We start from the raw sequence: 18,828 nt of genomic DNA on the forward strand, positions 1-18,828 counted from the left end.
GAGTTCAGTATTCTGTTTTTGAATGTATTGTTGACCCTGCTCAATGGACAATGCTTAAACACAGGTTGATTTCAGAAATTGACCCTGAGAAAGACAGTCTCAGATTTTATTATCTTGGTTCAAACTGGCAGCGTCGAGTGGAACATATCGGGGCAAAGGTTTCTATTGACCAGCAGGGTCCATTGATTGTCTGACATATTATTGCGAACCTTAAAGACACATTGCTTCCCCATAAGGTTCGCAAAGATAGGAACATATTGTAATTCAATGAAAATTTTAAATTGTACTTTGATGACAAAATATTTTCTGAATTATTTATCCGTGGTTCTCAAAAAGAAGTCAGCAAGCAGTTGATTTGATAATAATTTTATGATGCACAGTCGCGCCCCGCGTGGGCGCGTGGATTGAAACTCAATAAGTTTTTATGTTTGACAAGGGTATTTTACTCTGTTAAAAAATCAAGCATATAGCCGCACAATATCACGAAGGTTATCTATCCCTGCCCACGCAAACAGTTACCGACAGGAAGGAAGCCTGCGGCTACCAGATGAGAGCTGTCAGCTTTATAGGAAAACCATGAAAGACAAAACCTTTTACGAATGTCAGAGTTGCGGTTATCAGTCATCAAAGTGGCTTGGGAAATGCCCTGACTGCAAAAGCTGGAATTCCTTTGTTGTACAAAAGGAAACTAATTTCCAGACCGTTCTTCCAAAATCCTTTTCAAGTTATGAGCCTGTTCCTCCCTCATCGCTTTCAGGCATTGAGGTCTTTCAGGAACGGAGGATAAAATCAGAAATTGAAGAACTTGACCAGGTCCTGGGAGGAGGGATAGTAGAAGGCTCTACAATCTTAATTGGAGGAACCCCCGGCATTGGCAAATCCACGCTTCTCCTTCAGATAATGGGCAAAGTCTGCAGCAAAGGCATTACAGGGCTCTACATATCAGGAGAAGAATCCATAACCCAGCTTAAAATGAGGGCATCAAGGCTGCACCTTACTTCCTCAAACCTTTACCTTGTTGCTGAAACCTGCTATGAATATTTTCTTGAGCATATAGAAAAAATAAATCCAAGGGTCATTGTGGTTGACTCAATTCAAACTGTGTTCACAACACAGATTCCAGGAGCACCCGGTTCCCTGTCTCAGGTAAGGGAAATAGCAGGATTCCTGATGATGCTTGCAAAAAAGAAAAATCTCCCGGTTTTCATCTCAGGCCATGTTACAAAAGAAGGAAGCATTGCAGGCCCAAAAACCCTTGAGCACATAGTAGATACTGTTCTCTATTTTGAAGGAGACGAAGGGAACTATTACAGAATTTTAAGGACAGTCAAAAACAGATACGGCTCAACAAACGAAATAGGAATTTTTGAAATGAAGGATGACGGGCTTTATGAGGTTAAAAACCCTTCAAAGATATTCCTCTCTGATTGCTCGGGAAAAGCCTCAGGTTCTGCGATTGTCTGCTCAATAGAAGGAACAAGACCTATGCTTGTTGAATTACAGGCTCTTGTAACAAGGTCGAGCTTTGCTGTCCCCCAGAGGGTGATAAAGGGAATTGACAGCAAGAGGACTTCGCTTCTAATAGCAGTTCTTGAAAAAAAGCTTGGATTAAGGCTTGCAAGCCAGGATATATTCATAAATGTTGTTGGAGGAGTTGAGATAGACGAGCCTGCGTCTGATCTTGGAACAGTAGTGGCAATCGCTTCAAGCCTGAAGGATAAGCCGCTAAACCCCTATACTGTTTTTACAGGGGAAATCGGGCTTGCAGGAGAGATAAGGTCTGTCAGCAGAATTGAGCTCAGGATAAATGAAGTTGAGAAACTTGGATATAAAAAAATGGTTCTGCCTGAAGCTAATTTGAAAAATATATCATTCAATGGTAAGCTTGACCTGATAGGTGTTAATTCTATAAAGGATGCGATTGAGATGACAATTTAAGAAGAGTTTGAGAGTTGAGTCAGGAGTTCGGAGTAATGAGTAAAATCAAATCCCCCCATTATCCCCCCCTTTTCCCTGCCTGACGGCAGACAGGTAAAGGGGGGTTGGGGGGATTTTAACGGAGATAATTTAATGAAAATGAAGCGCTTCACCAAGGGCATTATATTTTTATCAATGCTTCTGTTTTCCGGTTGCATCAGCCTGAAAGAGCTTAAGGATATAAAAACAGGCAGCATAGAGATTTATGACAATAAAGTTGATTTAAAAAAGAACTGGAAATCAAATATCGGAGGTACAAACGAATTCTACCTGATCCAGCCCTCTCCCGTTCTTGATGATGTTAACTACGACGGCATTTTAGAGGTAATTGCAGGAAATTCCAAGGGGTTTGTCTTCTGCATGAACGGAGAGGACGGAAATCCTATCTGGAGTTTTAAGGCGAGTGATGCAATTTCTTCCACTCCGACTGTAGGCGATGCAATGGGAGTTGGAGGAAAAGAAATTTTGATTGGCTCCCTTGATGAAAACCTTTACTGCCTTCTTGGAGAGAAAAGAAAACTTGTCTGGACATACCAGGCTGACGGAACAATAATTTCAAAACCTGTCCTTTTAAAAGGAGTGAGGGAAAATGATATAAGTGTAATATTTGCCGCAAGGGATAATCTCTATTGCGTTTCAGGCAAAGACGGAGAACTTGTATGGAAATTCAAAACAGAGAACAATATAACCTCAACCCCAATGACTTACGACATTGATGACGACGGGGTACTTGAGATTCTTGTTGGCTCTGAAGACCATTATATGTACTGTATCAGAGGTGAAGACGGGAAGCTTCTCTGGAAATTCAAGACCGGAGATGAAATTTCAACAACTCCTCAGGTTGCAGACCTTGCCCAAGACGGCGAAGGGAAAGTGGTTTTCGGGTCTTTTGACAACAAGGTATATTGCCTTGACGGAGTCAAGGGAGAAGTTATCTGGACATTTGAGACAGGAGACAACATCTCAGCCTCTCCTGCAATAGGAGACATTCATCCAAGCGAAGGATTGGAAGTGCTGGTAGGTTCATGGGACAACAACCTTTATTGTCTCTCAGGAATTGATGGAAAGTTGCTTTGGAAATACTCCTCAGGCAACTGGATAATTTCAAGCCCTGTCATAACAAATCTTTATTCAAAAGATAAAAAGGAGATAATTTTTGGAAGCCGGGACAATCACCTCTACTGCCTTGAGGGTGATTCAGGCAAACTCGTATGGACCTTTGATGCAAAGGACGAAATCTGGACAACTCCGGCAATCGGAGACATAGAAAACAATGGCTCTCCTGAAATTGTAGTTTTATCAAGAGGAAATAAAATGTTTTGCCTGACATCATCTCTCAGGAAAAAAGGATAAAGAAAGATAAATGGGAAAATCTTTTTATATAACCACGCCAATATATTACGTAAATGACGTGCCCCACATTGGACACGCATACACATCTGTAGCCTGCGATGTCGTTGCAAGGGCAAAAAGGCTTCAGGGGTATAATGTTGTATTTGCAACAGGAACAGACGAGCACGGGCAGAAGGTGGAAAAAGCTGCTACTGCATCAAACGAAACTCCAATCAGCCTCGCAAACAGGGTTGTTGAAAGATTTAAAAGCTTGTGGATAAAACTTGATATTTCCTATGACGATTTCATCAGAACTACTGAACCAAGGCACTCAAAGGCTGTTGCAGAGATTTTTAAAACCGTTTATCAGAAGGGAGATATTTATCTTGGCGAATACGAGGACTGGTACTGCACGCCCTGCGAAACCTTTCTCACAGAAACACAGCTTAATCAGGGGAACTGTCCTGACTGCGGAAGAAAGCCTGACAGGCTGAAGGAAGAGAGCTACTTTTTCAGAATGTCAAAATATCAGGATTCTCTTCTTGAATACTACAGAAAAAATCCTGACTTCATAAAGCCCCGTTCAAGAATGAATGAAATCGTCTCTTTTGTACAGGGAGGACTTAAGGATTTAAGCATCAGCAGAACATCTTTCAAATGGGGAATTCCTGTGCCGTTAAATGAAAAACACGTAATCTATGTCTGGTTTGACGCTCTTGCGAACTACCTTACAATAGCGGGCTATCCCGATAACAATGAGAAATTTCAAAATACATGGCCTGCTGATGTTCACGTGATAGGAAAAGATATTTTGAGGTTCCACGCTGTGTACTGGCCTGCCTTTCTGATGTCAGCAGGAATTGACCTTCCAAAAAAAGTTTTTGCCCACGGCTGGTGGACAGTTGAGGGAACAAAAATGTCCAAATCCCTTATGAATGTTGTTGAACCGAACCGTTTGATTGATGAATTCGGGGCTGACCCGCTAAGATATTTTCTCCTGAGAGAGGTTCCTTTCGGGCTTGACGGAAATTTTTCAATGGAGGCTTTTGTCCAGCGCTACAATGCAGACCTTGCAAATGATTTGGGAAATCTCTTTTCAAGGGCATTGACAATTCTCCAAAAGTACCATAACGGCGAAGTCCCGGAAATGCCTGCTGCAGGAAGATTGGTCGAAGAAGAAAAGGAAACGGAAAACTTGAAAGGAAAGGCTTTGCAAACTTTAGAAGATGCAACAAAACATATTTCAGAGCTTGCATTTAACCGGGCATTGATTTCCATATGGGATTTAATCAATGCTGCAAATAAATATATTGATTCCTCTGCGCCTTGGGCTTTGGCGAAAAAAGGAGAAAATGAAAAGCTTGCATTTGTCTCAAACACCATTGCAAGGCTTTTAAAAGCCATAACAATTCTCATTTCCCCGTTCATGCCTTCAACTGCTGAAAAAATGTGGCATCAGATGGGGTTTGACAGTAGCTTGCAGAAAATCTCAGTAATTGATGAAAAATTTTTCTGGAATATTAAACACGGATTAAAAACAATTTCTCCATCACCTCTTTTCCCCAGAATGGAAAAGAAGAACAAGAAAGAAGAAGCAGAAAAGATGATAGAACAGAAAGGAACTACACCTGAATCAGATTTAATCACAATAGAAGATTTCCAAAAAGTTAATCTCAGAGTTGGAAAAATAATCTCGGCAGAAAGAGTCCCAAAAGCTGAAAAGCTTTTAAAGATTGAAATAGATTTAGGCGCTGAAAAAAGGACAATTCTCGCAGGGATTGCAAAAAGCTATGCCCCTGAAAAACTCATTGGCAAATCAGCTGTAATTGTTGCCAATCTGAAGCCTGCAAAACTCTTTGGTATAGAATCACAGGGAATGCTTCTTGCTGCTTCAAAGGGAGATGAGCTGAGGATTGTTACCTTTGAAGATGATGCTGACATTGGAGCAAAGGTAAAATGATAATTGACTCCCACGCCCACCTTGAGATGCCGCAATTCAGGGAGGATTTAAGAGAAGTACTGGACAGGGCGTCAGAAGCAGGAGTAAGTTTTATCATAACCACAGGCTCAACCCTTCAGTCATGCTATGATGCAGTAAGCTTGTGTAATGATGAAAGGGTTTATGCAGCAGTTGGAATCCATCCCCACGACACCTCAACCATTAATCAGAACACATACAGAGAAATAGAGTCCCTGTGCAGGAACAGAAAAGTTGTGGCAATTGGGGAAATCGGGCTTGATTTTACAAAAAAATATTCTCCGGCTGATATCCAGAAAAAAGAGTTCATAAACCAGCTAAGGCTTGCAAAGAGATTAAATCTTCCTGTTATTGTGCACGACAGGGAAGCCCACGACGATATTCGCAGAATATTGGAAGATGAGACTTCAGGGCTCAATGGTGTCATTCACTGTTTTTCAGGAAATCTGGAATTTGCAAAAGAGGTTTTGAATTTTGGTTTCTACATAGGGATTGGAGGGACAATAACATATCCGAATGCAAAAGCCCTGAGAGAAGTTGCCAAAATTATTCCTGTTGAAAAAATTCTTGTTGAAACAGATTGTCCATATCTTGCGCCCCAGCTTTACAGAGGGAAAAGGAACGAGCCGTCATTCCTTCCGTTAGTTGTTAAGGAAATAGCCAGAATAAAAGGGCTCTCATTTGGAGATGTTGCAAGGATAACCTCCCTTAATGCAAACACAATTTTTAACCTGATAGAATCTCCTCCAAAACCTGAAATTGCTTACAGAATAAGAAATTCACTCTACCTGAATGTAACATCAAGATGCACAAATGAATGTATTTTCTGTGAAAGAAATAATTATCCGATAGTCAAGGGACATTACTTAAAGCTGAACACTGAGCCCTCGGAAGAGGAATTAATCTCCTCAATTGGCAACCCGGTAAAATATGATGAAATAGTTTTCTGCGGTTATGGCGAGCCTCTTCTTAAGCTTGAAACAGTAAAAAATGTCTCGAAATGGATAAAAGAAAAAGGCGGGAAAGTAAGGATTAATACAAACGGACAGGGAAACCTCATCCACAAAAGAAATATAATACCGGAGCTCAAAGGCTTGGTAGATTCAATCTCAGTAAGCCTTAATGCCGAAACAGGCGAAAAATACCACACACTCTGCCATTCAATGTTTGGACCGAAAGCCTATGAAGAAATCATAAAGTTTGTCAGAGAATGCAAAAACCATATCCCTTCAGTAACCGTGAGCATTGTTGGGATGAGAGATGTGAATGTTGATGAATGCAAAAAAATTGCTGATGAACTGGGTGTTGGTTTTCGTGTGAGAGAATATAACGAAGTAGGATAGTTTGGAGACAAAAACTATATTTTATCCTCATCCACAATCTTAACTTCACAGGGAGACTGTTTTATCAGTTCGTCAACTGCAGAACCAAAAAACATTCTTGAAATGTTTGACCTGTGGCTTCTTGTAAGAATAACAAGACTTACTCCAAGCTTATTAATCATTTTTAATACTTCTTCTGCAAAATCTCCTTCCTCAATATAGATAGAACAATGGACATTTTTTCCCTTTGCCTTCTTCTCTACCTCCTCAAGTTTTTCATAACCCCTCTGCCTGTATTCTCTCATAAGCGCCTTTGAAAGTTCCTCAGATGGCTTCTCTCCGATTAAATCCATCTCATGCAGCCTCTGAAAAACCGTCCCAGGCATGTTTGAATCAATTATAAAGAGGGCAACAAGTTCTGCATTCTCTTTTTTTGCAGTCTGCAAGGCATATTCAATTTCCTTTGGCGACTGCCTCATTGTTGATAAAACAAGCATTATTCGTTTCACTTCTATTTCTCCTGATATAATCTTTACTTGATTACAGAGATTATTCAAAAAGATTCCGGCAATTAATTGAAATAATCCATAAAAAATATTTTAAATCACTTAAACTTAACCATTAATCTTCTTACCTGACAACTTTTATTTCCAAAGTTTACCAACAGACCAACGCTCGGCAATAGGGTCCCTATCCTAAATCTCTGTAATCTTCTTCTTAATCTCTGGAATCATAATATGTTATATGTTCATCCCAAGCATAGGCCAGTAAAATTTTACCATCAATAAAAATACCAGAAGCGACACAATTCCTAAAACAGCCCCCGGCACAAGTAAATCTTTCAATTTTATATATCCTGATGAATAAGCAATCGCATTTGCCGGAGTTCCCATTGGTAGACAAAAATCTAATCCTGAAGGTACAGCAATTATAAGGGTAATAATTTTTGGGTCAATGTTATAGCTCTTTGCAATGCTAATTCCAACCGGCATCAGTATTGCAACAACGGCCGAGTTACTCACTCCTTCAGTAAGAAGTAAAGAAAGAGATGATAAAATTATTATTACAAAAAATGGAGATGTTACAAAGCTGCTTATTGTTACAGAAGCAGCCCACTGCGCAGCGCCGCTTTTTTCAATGCCAAATCCAAGAGCTATGGCGCCCCCGTACATAAGTATGATTCCCCAATTAACATATTGCTCAACATGTTTCCACTTAACAAGTTTAAAAACAAAGGTCAGGACAACTGCTGCAATAGCAATATTTGCAAGCCCTATCTTCTCTCCGAAAAATATCCAGCAAAAGATCGTAATAACCATCAGTATTGCTATGCCTTTTTCATTTTTTGAGAGATTTCCGAGCTCTTTATTTTTATGTTCAAGAACTTCTCTTGCATTTTTAATGTCATCAATCTCAGGTTTAAAAAATTTCAACAACAGAAAAAATGCTATGCAAAGCATTACCATGACTGTTGGAACCACAGCAATCATCCATTCAAAAAATCCTATTGACTTACCTGTTGTTTCCTTTAATATTCCGACAGCTAAAGGATTCCTTGCACCTCCTAAAAATGTTGCCACTCCGCCTATTATAACACCCCAGGTAGGAGCCAAAAAAATCGCCTTGCCATAGTTACTGTCATTAGTGGAAAGCTTAAGACTTTTTGCTATTTCTAAAGTAATTGGAAACATCATTGCCGCAACTGCGTGCTCTGACATCAGGAATGAAAGAAAAGCCGGAAAAAGGAACATTGCAAGAAGAAGACTCTTTGGAGTCTTATCAAAGCGGCTTAAAACAGCAAGGGCTAAACGTGTTGAAAGCCCTGAAGCCATCATTGCTGCCGCAAGGATAAATGCTCCAAGTATAAAAAAAACCGCTTCATTTCCAAAAAGTGAATATGCCTTTTTGCTATCCATTATTCCCATAAGAGGTAAAAGTATGATAGCAAGTAGGCTTGTTATCTGAAGTGGAATCAGGCTTGTAACCCATAGTATAAGGCAGACTGAAAAAACTGCTATTGCCCTCTGACCTTCCTCTGTTAAACCATCAGGGGTTGGCATTTTAATGATAAACAAAAAGAGGATAATAACAAAGGCAAAAACCGCAGGTCTGTATATTTTGGATAGAAGTATTGCCCAAAATGGCCTTGTATCAACCGGTTGACTCATGAATCAAATCCTTAAATAAATTTTCTATCGACACTCCATTAAGACTACATTAGCACTCTTATAAGAGTGTTTATCATTAAAACCGAAAAATTGTCAAGGATTTTTTAACGCCCGATTAACTTTAAAAACTCCTCCTCAGAAATTATCCTAACTCCCAACTCTTCTGCCTTTTTTACTTTTGACCCAGGCTCTTCACCCGCAACCACACAATCTGTATTCCTGCTCACAGAAGAAGAAGCCTTTCCGCCAAGCTCTTCAACTTTTCTTTCTGCTTCATCTCTTTTTATGCTATTAAGCGTGCCGGTAAAAACAAAATTTTTCCCTGATACTCCCTCTCTCACCCCCGCCCTCTTCGTAACTTCTTCTATCCTAACACCTTTGTCTAAAATCTTCCTTATTACTTCAAGGTTCCCTTTCTGCTGAAAAAAGTTTATCACACTTGCTGCAACCTCTGGACCTATCCCTTCAATCTTCAGGAGTTCTTCTTCAGTAGTATTCTTCAGTTCATCAATATTTTTAAAATTCCTTGCCAAAAGTTTTGAGACAAACTCCCCGACAAGCCTTATCCCCATGGCATAGAGGAATCTCTCAAAACTAATTCCTTTGCTCCTCTCTATGGCATCAACTATATTCTGAGCAGACTTTTCTGCCATCCTCTCAAGCCCTGCAAGCTCCTCTTTTCTTAATGAGTAAATATCAGCAATATTCTTAACAAGCCCTTTTTCAACAAGCTGGTCAACAAGTTTTTCTCCAAGCCCTTCAATATCCATTGCACCCCTTGATGCAAAATGCCTGATTAATTCCTTAATCTGTGCAGAGCAGGATATTCCTGTGCATCGGTGAACTGCTCCGTCCTTTACAACTGTTGAACTGCACACAGGACATTTATCTGGCATTTTAAATTTTTTCTCCCTGCCGTTCCTTTTTTCAACAAGAGGTTTCAGAACTTCTGGAATCACATCTCCTGCCCTCTGGATAATTACAGTATCACCCTCTCTCACATCCTTTCTCTCTATCTCATCCATATTGTGCAGTGTTGCCCTGCTTACCTCAACCCCGCCAACCCTTACAGGTTTTAAAATTGCAACAGGGGTCAATGCCCCGGTTCTTCCAACCTGAACCCTGATTTCCTCAATCTGTGTTGCAGCCTGCTGTGGTTCATACTTGAATGCCAGTGCCCATCTTGGACTTCTTGTTCTGACTCCTAACCGCTCCTGAAACTCAAGGCTGTCAACTTTGATTACTATGCCATCAATCTCATAACCAAGCTTTTCCCTCTTTTCTTTTATTCTCTCATAAAACCTGAATACCTCATCAATTGGCTTGCATCTTTTAACTTCAGGATTAATCCTGAATCCCCATTTCTTAAGAGTCTCAAGAATTTCCCATTGTGTCTTGAAATCAACTCCCCTCTTTTCTCCCACTCCATAAAAAAATACATTCAGGTTTCTTTCTGCTATTATTTTTGAATCAAGCTGCCTTGCTGAACCAGCAGCAGCATTTCGGGGATTTGCAAAAAGAGGTTCTCTTTTTTTCTCCCTCAGCTTATTAAGATTTGAAAATTCCTTAAGCGACATATAAACCTCTCCACGTATTTCAATCCTCTGGGGAAAACTCCTGTCTGATTTCATCATCTTTAAAGGTATTGCTTTTACTGTTTTAAGGTTTGCTGTAATATCTTCACCTGTAGTCCCATCCCCTCTTGTTGCTCCACATATAAAAGTTCCGTTTTCATACACTAAGTTTACTGCAAGCCCATCAATCTTTGGTTCAGCTATATAGGAAATATCATCTGAGGTTTTGAGCAATCTTTTTATTCTTTCATCAAAATCAAGAACATCTTTTTCCTCAAAAGCATCTTCAAGACTTAACATCTGTGATGAGTGGGTAAATTTTGGAAATTCTTCAAGCGGCAAAGCGCCAACTCTCTGTGTCGGAGAATCAGGAGTTACCAGTTCTGGATACCTTTCCTCAAGTTTTTTCAGCTCTCTGAAGAGTGCGTCATACTCAGCATCAGAAACCTCAGGGTCATCAAGAACATAGTAACGGTAGTTGTGGTAATTTATTTCTTCCCTAAGCTTTTCAATTTTTTCTTTTATGTTTTTTATAGCCATTAATAAAATTACTTATAATTTTTTTAGTTTGTAAATAATCTATCAGAAAATGAGCTGACCAATAATTCCATTTCTGTCATTGCGAGCGACCATCGGGAGCGCGGCAATCTCATTACAGAGCTGACAGTTAAAAGATGAGATTGCTTCGTTGCTAACGCTCCTCGCAATGACAGAAAAAAAATATCGCATAAAATATTCTATTTCATTTCTGCTATTTTCACAGCAATCTTCCTGTGCTCTTCACTTCCTAAAACCTTCAACAATTCCTTACTGTCAGGTTTTTCAATTTTTTCTGCATATTTTCTTTTGAGAACAGAAATTCTCCTGTTTGATTTTTCTATTAACTTTTTTGAAATTTCTCCGTTCTCAACCCCTTTCAAAATAGCCTCAAAAGCCTTTATCTGTTTTTCATAGGAACGGCATATCAGAAGCATATCAATACCTGCTTTTATTGAACGCACTGAAGCATCTTCAATGGTAAAATTGTTTTCAACAGCCTTCATTTCAAGGTCATCAGAAAAAACCACTCCTTTAAAACCTGATTCTTTTCTGAGAATTCCATTAATTATTTTCTCTGAAAAAGTAGCAGGTATCTTTTCAGAATCTATTTCAGGAAAATAGATATGTGCTGTCATTATTGATTCCACTCCTTCTTTTATTGCAGCATTAAAAGGAGCAAGCTCCAGCCTTTTTAGTCTCTCAATGTCATGAATAAGCGCAGGCAATTCAAGATGTGAATCAACGCTTGCATCTCCGTGTCCGGGAAAATGCTTGCCGCACGCTGCAACCCCGTTTTCCTGAAGCCCTTTTATTACTGAGCAGCCAAGGAGCGAGACTAATCCTGCATCACTGCCAAAAGCCCTGTCTCCGATTACAGGATTTTCAGTATTTGTATCAACATCAAGAACCGGAGCAAAATCAATATTAAAACCTAATGCTTTAATCTCTATTGCCTGAATCATTCCCTGCTTATATGCAAGTTCTTCTGACCTGCTCCTGCCAAGAATTCTTGCCGGCGGAAAGACAGTAAAAGGCTCTTTTATCCTTGCAACTCTTCCGCCCTCCTGGTCAACTCCAATAAGTAACGGAACACCATCAGTTTTATTACAGGCAATTTCCTGAATCTCATAAATCAAGTCTGCAAGCTGGAATACATCTTCAATGTTTCTTGTGAAAAAGATAACACCGCCAATATGGTAATCTTCTATCAGTTTCCTGAGCTCAGGTGTAACCGTAGTCCCCTGAAAGCCTGCAAAAAGCATCTGTCCGATTTTTTTCTGTAAGTTCATAGATTCTTCCAAAGGGTTCAATGGTTCTATGGGTCAAGAATTCAAAAGATAAAAACAAAAGGTCAAAATTTAAAACTTTTAATTTTGATCTTTTCGCTTTGAACCTTATACTATCTTGAACCCTCCAACCCTTGAATCCTCGAATCCTTAAACCCTACACCTTCTCCTTCGGGTCCAGCGCATCCCTCAGCCCATCTCCTAAAAAATTAAATCCCATTACCACAAGCATTATTGCCAGCCCCGGAAAAGCAGTCATATGGGTTGCGGTTAAAATATAACGGCGGCCATCATTTAACATGCTTCCCCAGCTTGGTGTTGGAGCCTGAGTGCCAAGCCCCAAGAAACTTAACGAAGCCTCGCCAACAATTGCGCCTGCAATGCCAAGGGTTGTCTGTATTAAAACAGGAGACATAATGTTGGGAATAATGTGCAGGCCTAAAATTCTGAAAGCCGGCGCGCCAAGAGCCTTTGCCACCAGCACATACTCATTTTCTTTTGCTGATAAAATCTGCCCCCTTACAAGCCTTGCATATGTAACCCATCCAACAAGGCATAGGGCTATTATGACATTATTCAGGCTTGGACCTAAAATTGAAACAACAGCGACAGCAAGAAGAATGCCGGGAAAAGCAAGGAGGATATCTATTATTCTCATTATAACTTCATCTACCCTGCCTCCAAAATATCCTGCAATTGAACCCATGAAGATTCCAACAATTGATGAAACAAATACCGTAATAATCCCGACTTTCAGAGAAACCCTTGCTCCATAGATGATTCTGCTGAAGATATCTCTCCCGAGGTCATCAGACCCCATAATATGGTTTTTGTCCGGCGGAACAAGCCTGCTTTCAAGGTCAAGAGTATAAATACTGCAGGGGGCAAGATAGGACGCAAAAACAGCTGCGAACAAAAAACCTGAAACAATTATAAGCCCCGCAACTGCAAGCCTGTTTTTAAAAAATTTATTGTATACAGCTCTATTCATAACGAATTCTTGGGTCAAGAAAACCGTAAATTAAATCTGTTGCCAGATTCACAATAACATAGCACATTGCAATCACAAATATACATCCCTGAACCATCGGGTAATCGCGTCTGTTAATTGCTTCAATAGTCAGGCTTCCTATCCCGGGCCAGGAAAAAATAGTTTCAGTTATTATTGCCCCTGAGAGAAGGGCGCCAAGCTGAAGCCCGACTATTGTTACAACAGGCATAAGGGCATTTTTCAGGGCGTGCTTTATCACCACACTGCTTTCACTTAACCCCTTTGCGCGGGCAGTTGTTATGTAGTTTTCTTTTATAACTTCAAGCAGCGATGCTCTTACCATTCTTGTTACTGTGGCAGCCATACCCATTCCGAGTGTAATAGATGGAAGAATGAGATTCTCTATGCCCCCTCTTCCCGAGACAGGAAGGATTCCAATCTTGATTGAAAATAGTATTATAAGCATTGGCCCAAGCCAGAAATTTGGAACTGAAATTCCTAAAAATGCAAAAAATCTTGAGCAGTTATCAATTATTGTATCTTTTTTTAAGGCAGAAACTATTCCAAGAGGAAGAGAGATTAAAAGAGAGATTATTACCCCTCCCATTGCCAGCTCAAAAGTTGCAGGAAACCTCTCGCCTATTGCCTGTACAACAGGTTTGTCTGTATGGATTGACCTTCCAAGGTCTCCCCTGAATAGATTTAAGAGAAAGTCCAGATACTGGATGTAAACCGGTTTATCAAGACCCAGTTTCCCCCGCAAACTCTCTATGTCTGCTTTAATGGCTAAGTCCCCAAGCATCAGGACAACAGGGTCACCCGGTATGAGATGGATAATTAAAAAGACAAGGGTGCTGACGCCAAGGACAACAGGAATGAGAAGGTATAGTCTGCGAATCAGATAATTTAGCATTGTTTAAAATAAAAATATTGTTTATAATACTACTATCTGAAACCACCTGTCAACAAAGCTGAGAAGCATGGTCAACGGTTTACAATTATTTATCAGCCAGTTGAAATCCATATATTGAAATTAAACAGTATGGAAGGAAAAATCTATGGAAAATTTTAAACAATTCAGGCACGGAAACTGCTTCTCATATTTAATAGTTTCCAGACAAGGAAAAGCTATTTTAGTGGATCCACATTTTGGACTTGTTGACACTTATCTTGACTATCTGAAAAAGAATAAGATTTCACTTGCGAATATTATTGACACCCATACTCACGCTGACCACATTTCTGCGGCAGCTATATTAAAAAATAAACTAAATATTCCTGTTCTAATGCATGAAAAATCTATTTCCAATGTTGCAACTAAACGCTTAACAGAGGGATCTCTGATACAGTTTGATGATGTTACTGTTAAAGTTCTTTATACGCCCGGACACACAGACGAAATCGTCAGCCTTCTCTATGAAAACAGACTCATTACCGCAGACACTTTGCTTATAAACAGTATTGGCAGAACTGATTTTCAGAATGGCAATCCCGGATTAGCCTTTGATAGTCTTAAAAAACTTTCCTCTCTTCCGGAAGAAACAGAGATTTACCCGGGCCATGATTACAAAGGAAACTTTAAGTCCTCAATCAAGCTGGAAAAACAGAATAATTTTTTTCTGAATTATAATGACCGTGACAAGTTTATAGCAGATATGCGCGCTATGAATATTCCCAAACCAGCTAATATGGATTATATTGTTAAAGTCAATCAGGACGGTACAGCCGGCTCACTAAAAAAAATAACCGCAGAAGATTTAATCAACAGAACAAAACGCAAAGAAATGATTGCAATACTTGATGTGCGGAGCTCTTCTGAGCTGAGCGAAGTAAAAACAGAAAACGCAATACATATTCCCCTGAATGAACTCCCTTTGCGTATTTCTGAATTAAAAAATATAGATGGTGAGATAATCACACTCTGCAGGACAGGTAACCGCGCAACAATAGCAGCGCAGGCACTATTGCAGGCAGGTTTCAGCAATGTGTCTCTGATAGAAGGCGGAATTATCGCACTTGAGAAATCAGGTTATCCTCTTATTAAAAGCAAACTGAAATGGTCCATTGAACGTCAGGTCCGTTTTCTCGCAGGAACTATTGTTTTAGTTTTCTCCCTTTTAGCCCTGTTTATCAATCAATGGTTTGCCCTCGGAAGTCTTTTTATTGGCGGCGGACTTATCTTTGCCGGCATTACAAACAAATGCGGTATGGCAGCGCTTTTATTGAAACTTCCATATAACAAACTTGACCTTCCTTCACAAACCGAAGGCGGCACCTGCGCAATGGAATAATTTCCTTTTTTCAACCTGCTTTTGCATCTGTTTTCAAGTCTCTAAAACAATCCTTGTCCTGCCTTGGTTATTATTTCAAAAAACAAAAATCCCGATTCTGATTTCTCAAAATCGGGATTTTTTAAAATTTCCCGGCAACGACCTACTCTCCCACCCGCAAAACGAGCAGTACCATGGGCGCTAGAGGGCTTAACTTCCGTGTTCGGGATGGGAACGGGTGTGGCCCCTCTGCTATAATCACCAGGAAAACTACATTAACTGATAACTCATAACTTATTGCTTATAACTAAAAAATGGACTGATAATATTCTCTTAAAAAAAAGGTGGTCAAGCCTCACGACTTATTAGTACTGGTTAGCTAAATCCCTTACAGGACTTACACATCCAGCCTATCAACCCTGTCATCTTCAGGGAGTCTACTGATCTGATGTCACCATCAGAAAGGGATATCTAATCTTGGAGTTGGCTTCCCGCTTAGATGCTTTCAGCGGTTATCCATTCCGAACATAGCTACCCAGCTATGCCACTGGCGTGACAACTGGTGAACCAGAGGTTCGTCCATCCCGGTCCTCTCGTACTAGGGACAGATCTCCTCAAATATCCTGCGCCCATGGCAGATAGGGACCGAACTGTCTCACGACGTTCTGAACCCAGCTCGCGTACCGCTTTAACGGGCGAACAGCCCGACCCTTGGAACCTGCTTCAGCTCCAGGATGCGACGAGCCGACATCGAGGTGCCAAACCGCCTCGTCGATGTGAACTCTTGGAGGCGATAAGCCTGTTATCCCCGGCGTACCTTTTATCCGTTGAGCGACGGCCCTTCCACGCAGAACCGCCGGATCACTAAGCCCTGCTTTCGCACCTGCTCGACTTGTAGGTCTCGCAGTCAAGCTCCCTTATGCCTTTACACTCCACGGCTGGTTTCCAATCAGCCTGAGGGAACCTTCGGGCGCCTCCGTTACATTTTGGGAGGCGACCGCCCCAGTCAAACTACCCACCAGACAATGTCTCCCTCCCTGATTCAAGGGATAGGATTAGAATCCCGGAAAAATAAGGGTGGTATTTCAAGGACGACTCCGCTCCGACTAGCGCCGGAACTTCATAGTCTCCCACCTATCCTACACATAGTGTTCCAAGATTCATTGTCAAGTTGTAGTAAAGGTGCACGGGGTCTTTCCGTCTTGCCACGGGTAACCGGCATTTTCACCGGTACTACAATTTCGCCGAGTCCCTAGTTGAGACAGTGCCCAGATCGTTACGCCATTCGTGCAGGTCGGAACTTACCCGACAAGGAATTTCGCTACCTTAGGACCGTTATAGTTACGGCCGCCGTTTACTGGGGCTTCGGTTAAGAGCTTCCCCCCACTTGCGTGGGGATGACCCCACCCCTTAACCTTCCAGCACCGGGCAGGCGTCAGTCCCTATACATCGTCTTACGACTTAGCAGAGACCTGTGTTTTTGATAAACAGTCGCCTGGGCCATTTCGCTGCGATCTTAAAAGGCTCCATGAGTAAATCACTTCACCCTTCAAGACACTCCTTCTTCCGAAGTTACGGAGTTAATTTGCCGAGTTCCTTAACTAGGGTTCTCTCGAGCGCCTTAGGATATTCTCCTCACCCACCTGTGTCGGTTTATGGTACGGTCACCTGAAAAGCTCGCTAGAGGTTTTTCTTGGCAGCTTGGAGTTTACTACTTACGGCCCTTGCGGGCGCCCCCACCTACCTCAGAGTTAAAGACATCCCGGATTTGCCAAAGACGTCCTCCTACATAGATGAACTTCGTATTCCATCACGAAGCAAGTATATCCTACCGCGTCCCCCCATTGCTCAAACGCTTTTCCGGTGGTACAGGAATATTAACCTGTTCTCCATCGCCTACGCTTTTCAGCCTCGGCTTAGGTACCGACTAACCCTGAGTGGATTAACCTTCCCCAGGAAACCTTAGGTTTTCGGCGTGGCGGTTTCTCACCGCCATTATCGCTACTTATGCCGGCATTATCTCTTCTATATCCCGATATCCGCTTTCGCAAACGAACGTGTGTCTGATATAGAATGCTCCCCTACCAACGCCAGATTGTGAACACAGCTCACAACTAATTTCAAATTGCAAATTTAAAAATACAAATTTTCATTTTACAATTTACAATTTTCATTAGAAAGGTTGCGAACTCTGTTCACAACCTGACGTTCCATAGCTTCGGTAACAAGCTTGAGCCCCGTTGGATTTTCGGCGCAGGCTCACTTGACCAGTGAGCTGTTACGCTTTCTTTAAAGGATGGCTGCTTCTAAGCCAACCTCCTGGCTGTCTAAGCATTCCCACAACCTTTCCCACTTAGCTTGTATTTTGGGACCTTAGCTGATGGTCTGGGCTGTTTCCCTCTCGACTATGAAGCTTATCCCCCACAGTCTGACTCTTATAATAGAAGTTGATGGCATTCGGAGTTTGGTTGGGTTTGGTAACCTGGTAGGGCCCCTAGTCCATCCAGTGCTCTACCGCCATCACTTAATTTATAAGGCTATTCCTAAAAATATTTCGGGGAGTACCAGCTATTTCCAAGTTTGATTGGCCTTTCACCCCTACCCACAGCTCATCCAGACACTTTTTAAGGTGCAAAGGTTCGGGCCTCCACCCCGTTTTATCGAGGTTTCACCCTGGCCATGGGTAGCTCACTTGGTTTCGGGTCTATTCCATGTTACTTAGATCGCCCATTTAAGACTCGCTTTCGCTTCGGCTCCTTCACCTCTGGTGAATTAACCTTGCAACAAAGAATAACTCGCCGGCTCATTATACAAAAGGTACGAGGTCATTCCGATTGCTCGGAACTCCCACTGTTTGTAAGTATATGGTTTCAGATACTATTTCACTCCCCTCACTGGGGTGCTTTTCACCTTTCCCTCGCGGTACTTGTTCACTATCGGTCGCCAATTAGTATTTAGCCTTATCCCGTGGTCGGGATAGCTTCCCACAGGGTTTCTCGTGTCCCGTGGTACTTGGGAACTCAAGCAAGAGAGCTTACATTTTTTCGCTTACAGGGCTGTCACCTTCTATGGCCTGCCATTCCAGGACAGTTCGTCTAAAATGTAAGTTTTTGACTCTCCGGAAGATTTGTGCATCCTCCCACTCAAGCCCCTCAACCCCAAACACACAACGCGCACAAACTTTAACATATGTTTGGTTTAGGCTCTTCCCCTTTCGCTCGCCGCTACTGAGGGAATCAATTTCTTTTTCTTTTCCTTAGGTTACTGAGATGTTTCAGTTCTCCTAGTTCGCTGCCTGAACCTATGTATTCAGCTCAGGATGTTCCGACATTTAATTCGGAACGGGTTGCCCCATTCGGAAATCCCTGGATCAAAGCCTGCTGACGGCTC

General features: G+C 41.4%; 11 protein-coding genes, 2 rRNA genes and 1 pseudogene (1 of these 14 only partly in view). 6 read left to right on the top strand and 8 right to left on the bottom strand.

Going from position 1 to position 18,828, the window contains the following annotated elements:
• The 5 genes and pseudogenes from A3H37_07635 to A3H37_07655 all read left to right on the top strand — a co-directional run.
• Positions 1 to 194, top strand: a pseudogene (locus A3H37_07635) (CRISPR-associated endonuclease Cas2); it begins 97 nt to the left of the window's first position.
• A gap of 382 nt (positions 195 to 576) precedes the next feature.
• Positions 577 to 1,938, top strand: a complete 1,362-nt coding sequence (locus tag A3H37_07640) for a DNA repair protein RadA (protein ID OGL49307.1) — start codon at positions 577 to 579, stop codon at positions 1,936 to 1,938.
• A gap of 132 nt (positions 1,939 to 2,070) precedes the next feature.
• Positions 2,071 to 3,330, top strand: a complete 1,260-nt coding sequence (locus tag A3H37_07645; GenBank protein ID OGL49308.1) for a hypothetical protein — start codon at positions 2,071 to 2,073, stop codon at positions 3,328 to 3,330.
• 10 nt (positions 3,331 to 3,340) lie between these two features.
• On the top strand, positions 3,341 to 5,269 hold the full coding sequence (locus tag A3H37_07650; GenBank protein ID OGL49309.1) for a methionine--tRNA ligase: 1,929 nt from the start codon (positions 3,341 to 3,343) through the stop codon (positions 5,267 to 5,269).
• Positions 5,266 to 6,630 carry a radical SAM protein gene (locus tag A3H37_07655; protein ID OGL49310.1) on the top strand — a complete coding sequence of 455 codons (1,365 nt, stop codon included), beginning with the start codon at positions 5,266 to 5,268 and terminating at the stop codon, positions 6,628 to 6,630. The genes A3H37_07650 and A3H37_07655 overlap by 4 nt, the downstream gene beginning before the upstream one ends.
• Before the next feature lie 14 nt (positions 6,631 to 6,644).
• On the opposite strand, the gene A3H37_07660 is transcribed toward A3H37_07655, so the two are convergent.
• The 6 genes from A3H37_07660 to A3H37_07685 all read right to left on the bottom strand — a co-directional run bounded on the left by A3H37_07660 (position 6,645) and on the right by A3H37_07685 (position 14,081).
• Positions 6,645 to 7,106, bottom strand: coding sequence for a hypothetical protein (locus A3H37_07660; protein ID OGL49311.1), 462 nt, complete (start codon positions 7,104 to 7,106; stop codon positions 6,645 to 6,647).
• 243 nt (positions 7,107 to 7,349) lie between these two features.
• A complete protein-coding gene (locus A3H37_07665; protein OGL49312.1) occupies positions 7,350 to 8,777 on the bottom strand; it encodes an anion transporter in 1,428 nt (475 codons plus the stop codon).
• Positions 8,778 to 8,881: 104 nt separating this feature from the next.
• The gene (locus tag A3H37_07670; protein OGL49313.1) at positions 8,882 to 10,891 is read right to left on the bottom strand and encodes a DNA ligase (NAD(+)) LigA; all 2,010 of its coding nucleotides are present in this window, start codon (positions 10,889 to 10,891) and stop codon (positions 8,882 to 8,884) included.
• Positions 10,892 to 11,088: 197 nt separating this feature from the next.
• Complete coding sequence (locus tag A3H37_07675; GenBank protein OGL49314.1) at positions 11,089 to 12,180, bottom strand: hypothetical protein; 1,092 nt, start codon at positions 12,178 to 12,180, stop codon at positions 11,089 to 11,091.
• Between the two features lie 154 nt (positions 12,181 to 12,334).
• Positions 12,335 to 13,168, bottom strand: coding sequence for a hypothetical protein (locus A3H37_07680; protein OGL49315.1), 834 nt, complete (start codon positions 13,166 to 13,168; stop codon positions 12,335 to 12,337).
• Positions 13,161 to 14,081 carry a glutathione ABC transporter permease GsiC gene (locus tag A3H37_07685; GenBank protein OGL49316.1) on the bottom strand — a complete coding sequence of 307 codons (921 nt, stop codon included), beginning with the start codon at positions 14,079 to 14,081 and terminating at the stop codon, positions 13,161 to 13,163. The genes A3H37_07680 and A3H37_07685 overlap by 8 nt, the downstream gene beginning before the upstream one ends.
• Before the next feature lie 145 nt (positions 14,082 to 14,226).
• On the opposite strand from A3H37_07685, the gene A3H37_07690 reads away from it, so the two are divergent.
• On the top strand, positions 14,227 to 15,459 hold the full coding sequence (locus A3H37_07690) for a hypothetical protein (GenBank protein ID OGL49317.1): 1,233 nt from the start codon (positions 14,227 to 14,229) through the stop codon (positions 15,457 to 15,459).
• A 129-nt stretch (positions 15,460 to 15,588) separates the two neighbouring features.
• Here the strand turns inward: A3H37_07690 and rrf are convergent.
• Together rrf and A3H37_07700 are read right to left on the bottom strand one after the other, a co-directional pair.
• A 5S ribosomal RNA gene (rrf, locus tag A3H37_07695) occupies positions 15,589 to 15,704 on the bottom strand.
• A 72-nt stretch (positions 15,705 to 15,776) separates the two neighbouring features.
• Positions 15,777 to 18,828, bottom strand: a 23S ribosomal RNA gene (locus A3H37_07700); the annotation flags it as partial.

The sequence above is a fragment of the Candidatus Schekmanbacteria bacterium RIFCSPLOWO2_02_FULL_38_14 genome (assembly GCA_001790855.1).
Lineage (GTDB): Bacteria > Schekmanbacteria > GWA2-38-11 > GWA2-38-11 > GWA2-38-11 > 2-02-FULL-38-14-A.

Bases quoted from the DNA above. Each gene is read 5' to 3' on its own strand.
- A3H37_07640 (OGL49307.1), top strand. From the start codon at position 577: ATGAAAGACAAAACCTTTTACGAATGTCAGAGTTGCGGTTATCAGTCA.
- A3H37_07645 (OGL49308.1), top strand. From the start codon at position 2,071: ATGAAAATGAAGCGCTTCACCAAGGGCATTATATTTTTATCAATGCTT.
- A3H37_07650 (OGL49309.1), top strand. From the start codon at position 3,341: ATGGGAAAATCTTTTTATATAACCACGCCAATATATTACGTAAATGAC.
- A3H37_07655 (OGL49310.1), top strand. From the start codon at position 5,266: ATGATAATTGACTCCCACGCCCACCTTGAGATGCCGCAATTCAGGGAG.
- A3H37_07660 (OGL49311.1), bottom strand. From the start codon at position 7,106: ATGCTTGTTTTATCAACAATGAGGCAGTCGCCAAAGGAAATTGAATAT.
- A3H37_07665 (OGL49312.1), bottom strand. From the start codon at position 8,777: ATGAGTCAACCGGTTGATACAAGGCCATTTTGGGCAATACTTCTATCC.
- A3H37_07670 (OGL49313.1), bottom strand. From the start codon at position 10,891: ATGGCTATAAAAAACATAAAAGAAAAAATTGAAAAGCTTAGGGAAGAA.
- A3H37_07675 (OGL49314.1), bottom strand. From the start codon at position 12,180: ATGAACTTACAGAAAAAAATCGGACAGATGCTTTTTGCAGGCTTTCAG.
- A3H37_07680 (OGL49315.1), bottom strand. From the start codon at position 13,168: ATGAATAGAGCTGTATACAATAAATTTTTTAAAAACAGGCTTGCAGTT.
- A3H37_07685 (OGL49316.1), bottom strand. From the start codon at position 14,081: ATGCTAAATTATCTGATTCGCAGACTATACCTTCTCATTCCTGTTGTC.
- A3H37_07690 (OGL49317.1), top strand. From the start codon at position 14,227: ATGGAAAATTTTAAACAATTCAGGCACGGAAACTGCTTCTCATATTTA.